Annotated in this window: 12 protein-coding genes; all 12 read left to right on the plus strand. The window is 41.6% G+C overall.

Going from position 1 to position 15,348, the window contains the following annotated elements:
• Positions 1 to 2,469: a homocysteine S-methyltransferase family protein gene (locus T356_RS0115805; RefSeq protein WP_026515329.1), complete on the plus strand. Its 2,469-nt coding sequence runs from the start codon at positions 1 to 3 to the stop codon at positions 2,467 to 2,469.
• Between the two features lie 23 nt (positions 2,470 to 2,492).
• The gene (ilvB, locus tag T356_RS0115810) at positions 2,493 to 4,124 is read left to right on the plus strand and encodes a biosynthetic-type acetolactate synthase large subunit (RefSeq protein ID WP_026515330.1); all 1,632 of its coding nucleotides are present in this window, start codon (positions 2,493 to 2,495) and stop codon (positions 4,122 to 4,124) included.
• 38 nt (positions 4,125 to 4,162) lie between these two features.
• Positions 4,163 to 4,645, plus strand: a complete 483-nt coding sequence (gene ilvN, locus T356_RS0115815) for an acetolactate synthase small subunit (RefSeq protein ID WP_026515331.1) — start codon at positions 4,163 to 4,165, stop codon at positions 4,643 to 4,645.
• 168 nt (positions 4,646 to 4,813) lie between these two features.
• Positions 4,814 to 5,317: an acetolactate synthase small subunit gene (ilvN, locus tag T356_RS0115820; protein WP_026515332.1), complete on the plus strand. Its 504-nt coding sequence runs from the start codon at positions 4,814 to 4,816 to the stop codon at positions 5,315 to 5,317.
• Positions 5,318 to 5,407: 90 nt separating this feature from the next.
• Positions 5,408 to 6,436, plus strand: a complete 1,029-nt coding sequence (gene ilvC, locus T356_RS0115825; RefSeq protein WP_026515333.1) for a ketol-acid reductoisomerase — start codon at positions 5,408 to 5,410, stop codon at positions 6,434 to 6,436.
• Positions 6,437 to 6,561: 125 nt separating this feature from the next.
• Positions 6,562 to 9,039, plus strand: coding sequence for a YfhO family protein (locus T356_RS0115830; RefSeq protein WP_026515334.1), 2,478 nt, complete (start codon positions 6,562 to 6,564; stop codon positions 9,037 to 9,039).
• 90 nt (positions 9,040 to 9,129) lie between these two features.
• A complete protein-coding gene (leuC, locus tag T356_RS0115835; protein WP_026515335.1) occupies positions 9,130 to 10,401 on the plus strand; it encodes a 3-isopropylmalate dehydratase large subunit in 1,272 nt (423 codons plus the stop codon).
• 12 nt (positions 10,402 to 10,413) lie between these two features.
• Positions 10,414 to 10,911 carry a 3-isopropylmalate dehydratase small subunit gene (gene leuD / locus T356_RS0115840; protein WP_026515336.1) on the plus strand — a complete coding sequence of 166 codons (498 nt, stop codon included), beginning with the start codon at positions 10,414 to 10,416 and terminating at the stop codon, positions 10,909 to 10,911.
• Positions 10,912 to 11,898, plus strand: coding sequence for a glycosyltransferase family 2 protein (locus T356_RS0115845; protein ID WP_026515337.1), 987 nt, complete (start codon positions 10,912 to 10,914; stop codon positions 11,896 to 11,898). It begins immediately after the preceding gene.
• A 47-nt stretch (positions 11,899 to 11,945) separates the two neighbouring features.
• Positions 11,946 to 12,767, plus strand: a complete 822-nt coding sequence (locus T356_RS0115850) for an Mrp/NBP35 family ATP-binding protein (protein WP_026515338.1) — start codon at positions 11,946 to 11,948, stop codon at positions 12,765 to 12,767.
• Between the two features lie 25 nt (positions 12,768 to 12,792).
• Positions 12,793 to 14,187: an AI-2E family transporter gene (locus T356_RS19820; RefSeq protein WP_051563497.1), complete on the plus strand. Its 1,395-nt coding sequence runs from the start codon at positions 12,793 to 12,795 to the stop codon at positions 14,185 to 14,187.
• 99 nt (positions 14,188 to 14,286) lie between these two features.
• Positions 14,287 to 15,318, plus strand: a complete 1,032-nt coding sequence (locus T356_RS0115860) for a branched-chain amino acid aminotransferase (protein WP_026515339.1) — start codon at positions 14,287 to 14,289, stop codon at positions 15,316 to 15,318.
• The last annotated feature ends 30 nt before the right edge of the window (positions 15,319 to 15,348 follow it).

Raw genomic sequence — 15,348 nt, forward strand, 5'->3', positions numbered from 1 at the left:
ATGACCAGAGAAGAATTTTTGAAGTTTTGTGAAGACAGGGTGATATTTCTTGACGGAGCAACGGGCTCAAATCTTATAAAGGCGGGAATGCCTGTCGGAGTGTGCCCTGAGGATTGGATACTTAATCATAAAGATGTCATGAAAGAACTTCAGAGCGCATACGCAGAAGCGGGCTCTGATATTGTCTATGCGCCCACTTTTACCGGAAACAGGATAAAGCTCGCTGATTACGGCTTTGAAGGTAGAATAGAAGAAATAAATTCAGAACTGGTCAAGCTTTCCAAGGAGGCGGTCGGTGGTAAGGCGCTTGTTGCCGGCGACCTGACTATGACGGGAAAGCAGCTTAAGCCGATAGGTGATCTTGATTTTGAGGAACTTATCGATGTTTACAAAGAACAGATAAAGATACTTGAGAAGGCGGGATGCGATCTCCTTGTTGTTGAGACTATGATGAGTCTTCAGGAATGCAGAGCTGCGCTCATTGCGGCAAAAGAAGTATCGGATCTGGCCGTAATGGTGACTCTTACATTTGAAGCTGACGGAAGAACACTTTTTGGATCTGATGCTTCGGCAAGTGCGATAACTCTAGAGGCGCTCGGTGCATGTGCGATAGGTGCGAACTGTTCGACAGGCCCTGATAAGATGGTTGAGATTATCGGAAATATGGCCTCTGTCACAAGTATCCCGATTATTGCAAAGCCAAACGCGGGACTTCCCTCTGTAGATGAGAACGGAAATACAGAGTATGACATGGACTGCGAGACTTTTGTTATAGAGATGGAGAAACTTGTAAATGCAGGCGCTTCGGTTCTTGGCGGATGCTGCGGAACTACACCTGACTTTATAAGAGGTCTTAAGAACAAATACGGCGAAGTGAAGCCTTCGCAGATAAGGGATAATGAAGGCAATCCCATTCCGAGAAAAAATGTGGCAAAAAGATATCTTTCTTCTGAGAGAAGCAGTCTTTCTTTTGGAATGAACGATCTCTTCATGATAGTCGGTGAGAGGATAAATCCGACAGGTAAGAAGAAGCTTCAGGAACAGCTTCGCGAGGGAAATCTTGATATGGTCATCGATTTCGCCGAGAAGCAGGAAGAGGACGGAGCGTCAATTCTTGATATAAACGTCGGCATGAGCGGAATTGACGAGAAAGCAATGATGCTCACGGTTATGGAGGAAGTTACCTCGATAACGGATCTTCCGCTGTGCCTTGATACGAGTAGTGCGGAGGTTATGGAAGCTGTCCTTAGAAGGTATCCGGGAAGAGCGCTTATGAATTCCATATCGCTTGAGAAGGGCAAAGCTGAGGTGTTTCTTCCAATCGCAAAGAAGTACGGAGCTATGTTCATCCTTCTTCCGCTTAATCCCGAGGGACTTCCCAAGAATACAGAGGAGAAGATAGGCAATATTGAAAAGCTCTACGAGATGGCCAAAGATATGGGCATGACAAAGCAGGATATTGTTGTAGACGGTCTTGTTGCGACGGTTGGAGCAGATCCCGCTGCGGCGCTCAATACTCTTGATACTATTGATTATTGTTATAAGAATGATTTTGCTACAATATGCGGACTTTCAAATATTTCATTCGGACTTCCTCAGAGAAGTAATGTAAATACGGCTTTTTTGACCATGGCGATTGAAAAGGGACTGTCTATGGCTATTGCCAATCCGTCCCAGGAAATGCTGGTAAATGCTGCATTTGCTTCCGACCTTCTTAAGAAGAAAGAGGGCGCGGATCTTCGCTACATTCAGAGGATGCAGAGATATGAAATGAAGAATGAAGGTGGCACCTCAACCGGAAAAGAGGTTAAAATCACCACTAACTCTAACGAGGATATTCTTGATATAATAAAAAAAGATGTGCTTACGGGCTCTAAGCGTAGCATCGTTAAGAATACCGAGAAAGCTGTGAATATGGGGATTGAGCCGAGGGTGATTTTGGACACCGTGCTGATGCCTGCAATCAATGAGGTCGGAGATCTTTTTGACAAAGGAAAATACTTCCTGCCGCAGCTAATTGCCGGCGCTGAAGCGATGAAACTGTCGATCGCATATCTTGAGCCTTTGCTTAAGGGAAGCGACGATGACGGAAAGGAACTTCCATCCATAGTTATTGCCACGGTACACGGAGATATTCACGACATCGGTAAGAACCTGGTTGCGCTTATGCTCAAGAACTACGGATTTAACGTTATCGATCTGGGAAAAGATGTTCCGAAGGAAGAGATAGTTAAAGCAGCAAAAGAAAACAATGCGAGCATAATAGCTCTTTCTGCACTTATGACCACGACGATGAAGGAAATGAGAAACGTTGTGGATCTTGCTCACGAAGAGAACCTTGATTCCAAAATAATAATTGGAGGAGCTGTTGTTACTCCCGATTACGCGGAAGAGATCGGAGCAGACGGATATTCATCCGACGCCGCCGACGCAGTGAGACTTGTAAAGCAGATACTAAGCATAGATTAATAGAATGATTTTGGAGGAACGACATGATAGGAGCTGAGGCTATAGTTAAATGCCTTGAAAAAGAGAAAACAGAAGTTGTATTCGGTTACTCGGGAGTTGCGATCGACCCTTTTTGGAACAAGATTCTCGATACTGATATCAAGAGGGTGCTGATCAGAACCGAGCAAAATGCCGCACATTGCGCGAACGGATATGCAAGAATAAGCGGCAAGGTCGGTGTATGTGCGGTCACATCCGGTCCGGGTGCAACAAATCTTATTACAGGCATTGCAACGGCTTATGCTGACAGTATACCTCTTGTTGCTATCACAGGTCAGGTAAACAGCGATATGATAGGCAGTGATGTGTTCCAGGAAGCTGATATCACAGGCGCTGTGGAGTCTTTTGTAAAATATAGTTATCTTGTAAGGGATGTAAATGACATTCCGAGAGTATTCAAAGAAGCTTTTTATCTTGCGGGAACGGGAAGAAAAGGACCTGTTCTCATAGATATACCTTTTGATGTGCAGAATGCGCAGTTTGAAGGGAAATTTTGCTATCCCGAAACGATTTCAATGAGAACCTATAAGCCTACTGTTAAGGGAAATATGGTTCAGATAAAGAAAGTAATAAAAGAAGTTGAGAAGGCAAAGAAGCCCATTATCTGTGTGGGCGGCGGTGTGCACTTAAGTAAGGCTACCGCTGAGATCAGAAAATTTGCCGAGCTCAACAGTGTGCCCGTTGTATCTACAATGATGGGAATCGGAGTTATGCCTACAGAGCATCCTCTGTATTTTGGAATGGTAGGAAACAACGGTCAGAGTTATGCAAACAGAGCCATGAATGAGTCGGATCTTTTGCTTATGGTCGGTGCGAGAGTGGCTGACAGAGCGGTAAACAGACCGGATCTTATCACTGAAAATAAGGTTATGGTTCACATTGACGTAGATCCCGCGGAGATTGGCAAAAATGTCGGACCGACAATTCCTCTTGTAGGAGATATCAAGCATATTTTTGCGGATTTTCTTGCTCAGGATGAGCATGCCGACGACCATTCGCAGTGGCTTGAGATCTTAAACGGATATAAGAAAGACGCCGCTGTTAAGGCTAAACCTGCGAAAAAAGGCTATGTTAAGCCAAAGGATTTCATAGTAAAGCTTTCCGAGATCATGGATGATGATGCGATTTATGTTGCGGATGTCGGACAGAACCAGATGTGGTCTTGTTCTTATCATATTGTTAAGAACGGCAGATTCATTACATCAGGCGGTATGGGAACCATGGGATATTCAATTCCGGCTGCGATGGGTGCCAAGCTTGTTGATAAGAAAAAGCAGGTAGTTGCTGTTACGGGCGACGGCGCTTTCCAGATGTCCATGATGGAACTTGCGACAATGCGTCAGTACGGAATAAACGTAAAGATTGTTGTTATGAAGAACGGGTTCCTTGGAATGGTAAGAGAACATCAGCATTATACTTATAATGACAATTATTCAATGGTTGAACTTCAGGGTGATCCGGATCTTTCTCTTATTGCGGCAGCATATGGAATGGATTATGCGAAGGTTGACGGGAACAGCGATATTGAAGCCGAGCTTAAGAAGTTCCTTAAGGATGACAAGTCCGCTCTTATGGAAGTCAGCGTAGATCCGATGGAACTTACCAGAGAGAAGTAATAACCGCTGTTACATTAGATATTATAAGAGGAGCCATTATGAAGCGTATATATTCAGTTCTTGTAGAAAACAGAGCCGGTGTTCTTTCTAAAGTATCGGGACTTTTCTCAAGAAGAAATTTCAATATTGATTCACTTGTTGTAGGTGAGACTGCAGATAAAAGCGTATCATGTATGACCATTGTTTCATCGGGAGATGAGCGTACTATTGAGCAGATTGAGAAACAGCTCAATAAGAAGATCGATGTCATCAAAGTGAAGACATTTAAAGAGAGCCTTAGCATAAACAGAGAGCTTATGCTCATCAAGGTTAAATATAACAAAGAAAACAGAAGAGACATCATGGAAAATTGCGAGATCATGAACGCTCAGATCGTCGATATGTCAAAGAACATGATGATCATCCAGATCTGTGATACATCTGAGAGGATAGAGCTTTTCATTGAGATGTTAAGAAGCGTAAGTATTGTCGAGATTGCACGCACAGGAACGGTTGCACTTACAAAATGTAAAGAACAATAACTACCGAATACCGTCAATGCAGTGCTTTATCGAGTTGAATCGGTGAAAGTTTAAAGCAAAAAAGAAAAACTTGTTGAACAAGTGTGTTTGTAGTGCTACAATGCATATAATTGGTTAAAAAACAGGGTGTATATTTATCCTGAAATGATCAAAGGAGCAGTAAGTAAAATGCAGAAAAAAGTATTTCAGCTCCTCGTTGACAATAATCCCGGTGTTCTTTCAAGAATCTCGGGTTTGTTTTCAAGAAGAGGATATAATATCGAGAGTATCACGGCAGGAGTAACGGCAGATCCAAGATATACAAGAATCACGATCGTGGCTGCGGGAGATGACGTAATACTCGATCAGATTGAGAAACAGGTTGCTAAACTGGTGGATGTAAGAGATATTCATGAACTTACTCCTTCAGAAAGTGTTTACAGAGAACTTGCAATGGTCAAGGTTAAGGCAGCTGCAGAGCAGAGACAGAGCATTCTTGCAACAGCCAATGTGTTCAGAGGAAATATCGTAGATGTCAGTATTGATTCGGTTATTGTTGAGATCACCGGTAATCAGTCCAAGATTGATGCTTTCCTTAAGCTTCTTGAGGGCTATGAGATACTTGAACTTGCCAGAACCGGAATTGCGGGACTCGGAAGAGGAACAGACAAGGTCATCTACTTGGATGACTGAGCTTTTTGAATTGATAATATATGATTTTGATCATTCAAAATATATATAAACTTTTAGGATTTTTAAAAAGAAAAAACGGAGGAAAAAGAAATGTCACAGGACGCACGTATTTTTTATCAGGAAGATTGTAACCTTTCATTATTAGAGGGTAAGACTATTGCTATTATCGGTTATGGTTCACAGGGACATGCTCACGCACTTAACCTTAAAGATTCAGGATGCAACGTAATCATCGGTCTCTACGAGGGATCAAAGAGCAAGGCTAAGGCTGAGGCTCAGGGACTTAAAGTTTACAATACAGCAGAGGCTGCTAAGATGGCTGATATCATCATGATCCTTATCAATGATGAGAAGCAGGCTAAGATGTACAAAGAGGACATCGAGCCCAACCTTCAGCCCGGCAACATGCTTATGTTCGCACACGGTTTCAACGTACACTTCGGACTTATCAAGGCTCCTAAGGATGTAGACGTAGCTATGATCGCTCCTAAGGCTCCCGGACACACAGTTCGTTCAGAGTACCAGGCAGGAAAGGGAACACCTTGTCTTGTTGCTGTTGAGCAGGATGCTACAGGTAAGGCACTTGATCTTGCACTTGCTTACGGTGCAGGAATCGGTGGAGCAAGAGCAGGTCTTCTTGAGACTAACTTCAGAACAGAGACAGAGACTGACCTCTTCGGTGAGCAGGCTGTTCTTTGCGGTGGTGTTTGCGCACTTATGCAGTGTGGTTTCGAGACTCTTGTTGAGGCAGGATACGATCCGAGAAATGCATACTTTGAGTGTATCCATGAGATGAAGCTCATCGTAGATCTTATCTATCAGTCAGGTTTCGCAGGAATGAGATATTCAATCTCTAACACAGCTGAGTACGGTGATTACATCACAGGACCTAAGGTTATCACAGCTGAGACAAAGAAGGCTATGAAGCAGATCCTTAAGGACATCCAGGACGGAAGCTTCGCTAAGGAATTCCTTCTTGATATGTCAGAGGCAGGCGGACAGGTTCACTTCAAGGCTATGAGAAAGCTTGCTTCAGAGCATCCTGCTGAGAAGATCGGTGAGGAGATCAGAAAGCTTTACAGCTGGAACAATGAGTCAGATAAGCTCATAAACAACTAATCCTTTAGCATACAATTGAAATTGTTTCAAAATAGGGATAATATAGAAAGAGTGTCGTTTGTTTAAATGGCGACACTCTTTTTTCTTTAGTTTTTTTACAATTTGATGTTATAGAGGAGATTATTTTGGATATTAGTTTGGATAAAACAAGTACAAAGAAAAGTCTTGTGGAAAAGAGCTGGTATGTGCCTGTTATCATGTTTTTGAGCGCATATCTTATGTATGTTCTGGCTCTTTTGCCTATTTTTATTAAGAGAGGATTGCCATTTTTCTATTACGGCGATTATAACGTACAGCAGGTGCCGTTTTATATGCTCGCTCACAGAGCGGTGAGAAGCGGTGAGTTTTTCTGGAACTGGAATGCCGATCTTGGCGGAACTATGTTTGGAGATTTTGCTTTTTATCTCTGGGGAAGCCCGTTCTTTTGGCTGACTGTTCCTTTTCCTGAGAGTGCGATTCCTTATATGATGCCTTTTTTAATGGCACTTAAATATGCTGTTTCTGCGACTTGCGCATATGTATATATCAGAAAGTATGTACATAAGTACACATATGCAATGATCGGCGGATATCTTTATGCATTTTCTGGATTCAACGCTTGTAATATTGTATTTAACCACTTTACCGATGCTGTGGCATTTTTCCCGCTGTTCATGCTGCTCTTTGACAAGCTTATGAATGCGCCGGTGAAGGTAGACGGTAAATTCAAGTTTTCCGGAAAGCCATTTATTGCATTTGCGTTGATTACGGCATTTATGTCTGTCATAAACTATTACTTTTTCTTTGGTCAGGTTATCTTTTTGATCATATACTTTGTCATCAGATATGTCGATCTCGAGGATAAAGAACTTGTGGCAGTCAGATTTGGCAGAGCACTGGCAGGTGGACTTGTCGGAGTCCTTTTTGCGGGCTTCTTCCTGATGCAGGCATTTGTTGGAGTACAGGGAAATACCAGACTTAATAATTATATAAACGGCTATGATATGCTCGTTTATCCGAGTGAGAAGCTTATTTTCGATATTGTAAAGAGCCTTTCTATGCTTCCTGATATTATCGGAAAGGGAACTCTTTTTTATACCGGAACGGTTAAGAATGCTTCACTTGCGGCTTACCTTCCTTTGTTCGGTATATCCGGCGTTGTTGCATTCTATCTGCAGAACAGAAAGAAAAAGAGCTGGCAGAAGACACTTATTACCGTATGTGCGGTTATGGCATTTATTCCTGTTTTAAATGCTGCATTTTCGCTGTTCAACAGTGCTTATTATGCAAGATGGTTCTATATGCCCATCCTTATAATGTGTCTTATGACTGCAATGGCTGCGGAGCGCGGGAAGTCGATTCACATGAAGAAGGGCGCGGTTACTGCGGTTATCATGTTCCTGTTCTTTGTTGCGGTATATCTTTTGCCCTCAAAGAATGATAAGGGCGATATTGTATTCATGAACATGACTGAGAATGTACAGATTTTCTTAAGAGACCTTATGGGATCTGCAATCCTGTCATTCATGCTTTTGGTTACTGTATTTGCTATCCCTAAGAAGTTTAAGTTTGAGAAGAGTTTTGAGGAGAAGAAGGTTAAGTCAAATATCAGCTACAGAGACAGAATTGTTCTCGGAATTGTTATCGCAAGCTGTATTGTATCTACCTTTATTCCTGTTTACAACGGAAGCTCTATCATTAGTGATAAAGGAAAACAGAAGTGGCAGGATCAGATGCTGTTTACTAAAGTTAATGTAGATCAGACAAGTTTCTGCAGAGGCGAAGTTGACAGTACGTCTACCAATTATGATATGGCTTGGGGAATCCCTTCGGTTCACTGCTTCTTAAGTACGGTTCCTTCTGAGATCTTTGATTTCCTTGAGGGTACTGCAGGTATAACAAGAACGGTTGAGACCAATCTTCCAATTAATAGAGCCGGTATCCGTGCGATATTGTCTTCAAGATATTACATGGAGAATGCAATAATCAGCAGAAACAGAGTATTTAACGACGGTGACGGAACAGAAGGATATTCATTCCGTGACAATCAGAACGGATTCGATATTTTTGAGAATGCAAATTACATTCCTATGGGATTTGCATATGATTACTATATAACTGAAGATGAGTGGAAAGATCTTGAAGCTTCCGACTATGACTACGAGCTTGCGAGAGTAGTGATCATTTCAACGGAAGATGCAGTTAAATACGGCGATAAGCTTGATATGGAAGAGATAAAGGCTGAGGAGCTTTCATCCGGTAGTCTTACATACAGCGGATTTAAGGGAGAGTGTGCGAAGAGAAAGAAGAGCGCATGCACTTCATTTGTTACAGATACATATGGATTTAGTGCAAAGACAACCAATCTTGACGGCGGAAAGCTTGTATTCTTCTCGGTTCCCGCTACGGAAGGCTTTAGTTGTACGGTAGACGGTGAGCCTACAGAGATTGTTAAAGCTGATTACGGCCTTATGGCAATCCCTGTATCTGCAGGTGTTCACGATATCAGAGTTACATATGAGCCTGAAGGATTAAAGGCCGGACTTGCTATGTCTATTGTTGGAGCACTTATATTGGTTATTTATTCGATGTATACATTAAAAATAATCAAGAAAAACGATTAAAATTGTCATGTTCTTTATGGCGAGGTGTTGTGTTATATTTAGTAGTATATTTTTGATTATAATTAATAGATGATTGAAGGAGATTACAAAATGAGCGGAATGACTATGAGCCAGAAGATATTGGCAGCCCATGCAGGACTTCCCGAAGTGAAGGCAGGACAGCTTATCGAGGCTAATCTGGATCTTGTTCTCGGAAATGATATTACAAGTCCGGTTGCAATTAACGAGATGTCAAAATTTACAAAGGACGGTGTATTCGATAAAGACAAGATTGCTCTTGTTCCCGATCACTTTACTCCGAATAAAGATATTAAATCTGCAGAAAACTGCAAGTGCGTAAGAGAGTTTGCAAGAAAGAACAATATCACAAACTACTTTGAAGTAGGACAGATGGGAATCGAGCATGCACTTCTTCCCGAGCAGGGACTTACTGTTCCGGGAGACCTTATCATCGGTGCAGATTCACATACATGTACTTACGGAGCTCTCGGAGCTTTCTCAACAGGTATCGGTTCAACCGATATGGCTGCGGGAATGGCTACAGGTAAGGCTTGGTTCAAGGTTCCGAGCGCCATCAAGTTCAATATTATCGGAAAGCCTTCAAAGTGGGTTAGCGGTAAGGATGTTATCCTTCATATCATCGGTATGATCGGTGTTGACGGAGCTCTTTATAAGTCAATGGAATTTGTCGGCGAAGGTATCAAGAATCTTACAATGGATGACAGACTTACAATTGCAAATATGGCTATTGAAGCAGGCGGAAAGAACGGTATTTTCCCTGTTGATGATATTGCAAAAGAGTATCTCAAGGAACATGCTCCGAATAAGGAGTATACTGTTTATGAAGCAGATCCCGATGCTGAATATGATGAGGAATATACAATCGACTTAAGTACACTTAAGCCTACCGTTGCTTTCCCTCATCTTCCCGAGAATACACATACATTTGATGAGATCGAAGAAACTAAGATCGATCAGGTTGTTATCGGTTCATGCACAAACGGAAGAATTGACGACCTTAGAACTGCTGCAGAGATCATAAAGGGAAGAAAGGTTGCACCCGGCATCAGATGTATCATTATCCCTGCAACTCAGAAGATCTTTCTTAAGGCTATGGAAGAAGGACTTATCAAGAGCTTTGTTGAAGCAGGTGCTATCGTTTCAACACCTACCTGCGGACCTTGCCTTGGCGGATATATGGGCGTTCTTGCTTCCAAAGAGAGATGCGTTTCTACAACAAACAGAAACTTCGTAGGCAGGATGGGGGCGATAGATTCCGAGATTTATCTTGCTTCACCGGCTGTAGCCGCTGCAAGTGCAATTACAGGAAAAATTTCACAACCCGCTGAACTTGGATTATAAGGAGAATAGAAAATGAAGGCTGCAAAAGGTACAGTTTTTAAATATGGTGATAATGTAGATACAGACGTAATCATACCCGCTCGTTATCTTAACAGTACTACAGGTGATGAACTTGCCAAGCACTGTATGGAAGATATAGATAAAGATTTTACAAAGAATGTAAAATCAGGAGATATTATCGTTGCCGAAAAGAATTTTGGCTGCGGATCTTCAAGAGAACATGCGCCTCTTTCAATTAAATGCGCAGGCGTAAGCTGTGTAATAGCTAAGAGTTTTGCGAGAATCTTTTACAGAAACAGTATTAACATCGGACTACCCATTATTGAGTGCGAGGAAGCCGCAGATGCTATTAAAAACGGAGATATTGTAAGTGTGGACTTTGATTCCGGTATCATCACAGATGAGACAACAGGTGAGAAGTTCCGCGGACAGGCTTTCCCGGAATTTATGCAAAAGATTATTGACTCAGAGGGGCTTATTAATTATATAAACTCATCGGAGGGAAAGTAAATGAACAGATTATTCTGCGTGATTCCTTGCTACAACGAACAGGAAGTATTGCCGGAGACGTCCAAAAGACTTAAGGAGAAGGTCAACAGCCTTATAGAGAGGAAAATGATTTCTTCCGACAGCAGGATCCTTTTGGTAAACGACGGTTCAAAGGATGATACATGGAATATAATAAAAAAATTACATGAGGATGACGAAGTATTTCAGGGAATAAATCTTTCCAGGAATATGGGACATCAGAATGCGCTTTTGGCAGGTCTTATGACTGCCAAGGATCTTTGTGATATGGCAATTTCGTTGGATGCCGATCTTCAGGATGACATCAATGCGATAGATGCCATGATCGAAAAGTTCAATAATGAAGGAAGCGAAGTGGTTTACGGAGTAAGATCAAAGAGAACCACAGATACTTTTTTCAAGAGATTTACCGCAGAGTCATATTACAAACTAATTGATGCTATGGGAGCGAAGACAGTCTATAATCATGCGGATTACAGACTTCTTAGCAGAAGAGCGCTTCAGGCTCTCTCTGAGTTTGGAGAGGTCAATCTCTTTCTCAGGGGAATCGTTCCCATGCTCGGATTTAAGTCTGATATTGTTTATTATGAGAGAGCTGAGAGATTCGCAGGAGAGAGTAAATATCCTCTCAAGAAGATGCTCAGTTTTGCGATTGAGGGAATCACAAGTCTTAGTACAAAACCTATAAAGATGATAACAGGACTTGGTTTCTTTATTTTCTTTGTAAGTATTGCGGTGTTTGTATATTCGCTTGTCAGATATTTTACAGGTCAGACTATTCCGGGATGGACAACTACAGTTTTGTCTGTTTGGGCAATAGGCGGACTTATCATGATTTCTCTCGGAGTTATAGGAGAGTATATCGGTAAGATTTATCTTGAGACCAAGAATCGTCCGAGATTTATTATTGAGTCTTACATAGGCGACAAAGAGGATGAGGAAGTCGCTGACTGCGTATATAAGCGCTGATTTTTCAGCTTATATTACTTGATCTTTTTATGAAACGGAGACGGAAAATGGCTAACGGACACGGTAAGAAGCCGGAGGACTTTAAGAAGCAGATGGAGGATAACTTTAAAGTTGCTCCCGGTGAACATACACATGTAAAAAAAGTTATCGGAATAGTAAGTGGTAAAGGCGGCGTAGGAAAGAGCCTTGTGACAGGCTTATCTGCCGTATATATGGCTAAAGAGGGATATAAGACGGCAATTCTTGATGCTGATATTACAGGACCTTCGATTCCTAAGATGTTTGGGATAGGACAGGCCAAGAATGCTGATGAGACAGGGCTTTTGCCTGCCGAGTCGGAAAAGGGAACAAAGGTAATGTCTCTTAACATGCTCATGGATAATGAGACAGATCCCGTTATCTGGAGAGGACCTGTTATTGCAGGTATCGTTAAGCAGTTTTGGTCAGATGTAAATTGGGGCGATGTTGACTTTATGTTTGTTGATATGCCTCCCGGAACAGGAGATGTTCCGCTTACGGTTTTCCAGTCTCTTCCCGTGGACGGTATTATCGTTGTCGCTACTCCTCAGGAACTTGTCGGCATGATCGTTGAAAAAGCGGTTAATATGGCTGAGATGATGAAAATCCCGGTACTTGGTATCGTGGAGAATATGAGCTATATGAATTGTCCTCATTGCGGCAAGCCGATCAATATATTCGGAGAGAGCAAGATTGAGAGCTATGCGGCATCAAAGGGAATAAATATACTTGGAAGAATTCCTTTGGATCCCGCTATTTCGGCGCTTTGTGATAAAGGAAAAATAGAAGATATAAATGATGATTATCTGGACAGCCTTAAGTACATTCTGAAAGAAATGAATGAACAGTAATGCCGGATAATTTGGGGGCATAACTATGAAAATGAAACCTGAGAAAAACCAGGTAACCTGGGCTATAACGATTTTCTTTTTAAGCATTGCGATAATGCTTGCTTATTATGTGATATTTAATGGAATTTCCGTGGTAAATACTTTTTCAAAAGTGATCGATTCTTTATCCGGAATAGTAATAGGTGTTATTATCGCTTTTATTCTCATCCCGCTTACGGATGGTATTGAAAGAAAAATCGTTTATCCTATTTATCGAAAGAGGGGCTATGACATCTCACGTTCGTCAGGTGCGAATGTGAAGAAAAGAAAACAGGCAAGAAAAATATCTGTAATGATCACGATGATCATATTCCTGATGGTCATCTACAGTTTGTTCAGGATCATTATTCCTGAACTTATCGAAAGTATAAGACAGATCGTCAGGAAGTTTCCTGAGTATAAAGATCAGATCGACACTCAGTCACAGATACTTTTTGAATCCAATTCACTTGAAGTTCAGAATTTTATCAATTCACAGCTTGATCGTTCTTATGTTTCACTCAGTGAATTCCTTCAGGAAAAACTTATGCCATTGGTGCCAAGCATGGATTCGTTCTTCAAGATGGCATCACAGGGTGTGTTCTCTATAATCAAGGTCATTTTTGATCTTGTTGTAGGACTTATCGTTGCTATATATGTTCTTAATTCAAAAGAAGTTTTTTCTACAAAGGGTAAGAAACTTGCTTATGCTTTGTTTAAAGAAGAATTTGCCAATGAGATCGTAGGCGGATTCAGATTTATCGGAGATATTTTTGAAGGCTTTGTCGGCGGCAAGCTGGTGGATTCCGTGATAATAGGAATAATATGCTATGTTGGATGTATCATTTTGAAACTCGATTATCCTTTGCTTATTTCCGTTATTGTCGGTGTTACCAATATTATTCCGTTCTTTGGTCCGTATATCGGTGGCGCAATTGGAGCGCTTCTTCTTGTGATTACACCTGTACAGGCACTTATATTCCTTGCGTTTATAATTGTTTTGCAGCAGTTTGACGGAAATATCCTTGGACCTACGATCCTTGGAAGTTCAACGGGATTATCGAGTTTCTGGGTTCTCTTTTCAATCACGTTCTTTGGCGGATTGTGGGGAATAGTCGGATGGCTTGTCGGAGTTCCTATTTTTGCCGTTATTTATGCTTTTGTTTCAAGAATCACGAACATACTTCTGTCTAAGAAGGGGCTTAGCACCGAGACGGAAGATTATGACGATCTTGCATATATAGAGAACAAAGAATACAAGACACTTACCGATGAACATAACGATAAGTATAATGCACACAAGGAAGTCGGTATGATGACTAAGCTCTATCACACAAGTCGTGACAGGGTGATAAAGCTTGCAGGTAAGTTTAAAAAGAAAGACAATTCTAACGATAAGTAATTATTCCAATTCATTACTTGACGTTCAAAAATAATGGACTATAATTTAACTATTAGCGCTTTGCCGCATTAAAGTTTGGAAAGGGGATGCAGTAGTATTATGAGTAAAAAAGATTTAGATTGGGCCAATATAGGCTTTAGCTACATGGTTGCTGACAAGAGATATGTTTCTAACTATAAAGACGGAAAATGGGATGATGGTGTCATTACAGGCGACAATATGATCATGCTCAGTGAGGATGCAGGTGTTCTTCATTATGCACAGGAGTGTTTCGAAGGACTTAAGGCATATGAGACCGAGGATGGCAAGGTTGTAACTTTCAGACCTGACTTAAATGCCAAGAGAATGGTAGATTCAGCTACAAGACTTGAAATGCCTGCTTTCCCTGAAGATAGATTTATCAAGGCTGTTGAGGAAGTTGTTAAGGCTAACCTTGACTGGGTTCCTCCTTACGGAAGTGGTGCAACACTTTATATCAGACCTGTTATGTTCGCTACAGGAAACGTTATCGGTGTTAAACCTGCTGACGAGTATCAGTTCAGAATTTTCGTAACACCGGTAGGTCCATACTTCAAGGGTGGTGCTAAGCCTATCGTTGTTAAGATAAGTGACTTTGACAGAGCGGCACCGCACGGAACGGGTAATATCAAAGCCGGACTTAACTATGCAATGAGCTTACATCCTATTGTAAAGGCTCATGAGGAAGGCTTTGCAGAGAATGTATATCTTGATGCAGAGAGCAGAACATATATCGAGGAGACAGGCGGAGCTAACATCATCTTCGTTACTAAAGAAGGCGGACTTGTAGTTCCTAAGTCACACACAGATTCAATTCTTCCTTCAATCACAAGAAGATCAATTGTTTATGTTGCAAAAGAGATCCTTGGACTTAATGTTGAAGAGAGACCTGTTAAGCTTTCAGAAGTTGAGAACTTTGTTGAGATGGGACTTTGCGGAACAGCAGCTGTTATCAGCCCTGTAGGCAAGATCAACGACCACGGCAAGGAAATCTGCTTCGCAAGCGGAATGGACGAGATGGGACCTGTTATGAAGAAGCTCTATGACACACTTACAGGAATCCAGATGGGACGCGTTGAAGCTCCTGAGGGATGGATTCACACAATCGGCTAATGTCGAATGGTTGAAAATACGGAACGGATG

Origin of the sequence: Butyrivibrio sp. LB2008 (assembly GCF_000621565.1) — a bacterium.
Lineage (GTDB): Bacteria > Bacillota > Clostridia > Lachnospirales > Lachnospiraceae > Butyrivibrio.

Bases quoted from the DNA above. Each gene is read 5' to 3' on its own strand.
- leuC (WP_026515335.1), top strand. From the start codon at position 9,130: ATGAGCGGAATGACTATGAGCCAGAAGATATTGGCAGCCCATGCAGGA.
- T356_RS0115805 (WP_026515329.1), top strand. From the start codon at position 1: ATGACCAGAGAAGAATTTTTGAAGTTTTGTGAAGACAGGGTGATATTT.
- T356_RS0115850 (WP_026515338.1), top strand. From the start codon at position 11,946: ATGGCTAACGGACACGGTAAGAAGCCGGAGGACTTTAAGAAGCAGATG.
- leuD (WP_026515336.1), top strand. From the start codon at position 10,414: ATGAAGGCTGCAAAAGGTACAGTTTTTAAATATGGTGATAATGTAGAT.
- T356_RS0115845 (WP_026515337.1), top strand. From the start codon at position 10,912: ATGAACAGATTATTCTGCGTGATTCCTTGCTACAACGAACAGGAAGTA.
- ilvC (WP_026515333.1), top strand. From the start codon at position 5,408: ATGTCACAGGACGCACGTATTTTTTATCAGGAAGATTGTAACCTTTCA.
- ilvB (WP_026515330.1), top strand. From the start codon at position 2,493: ATGATAGGAGCTGAGGCTATAGTTAAATGCCTTGAAAAAGAGAAAACA.
- T356_RS0115860 (WP_026515339.1), top strand. From the start codon at position 14,287: ATGAGTAAAAAAGATTTAGATTGGGCCAATATAGGCTTTAGCTACATG.
- ilvN (WP_026515331.1), top strand. From the start codon at position 4,163: ATGAAGCGTATATATTCAGTTCTTGTAGAAAACAGAGCCGGTGTTCTT.
- ilvN (WP_026515332.1), top strand. From the start codon at position 4,814: ATGCAGAAAAAAGTATTTCAGCTCCTCGTTGACAATAATCCCGGTGTT.
- T356_RS19820 (WP_051563497.1), top strand. From the start codon at position 12,793: ATGAAAATGAAACCTGAGAAAAACCAGGTAACCTGGGCTATAACGATT.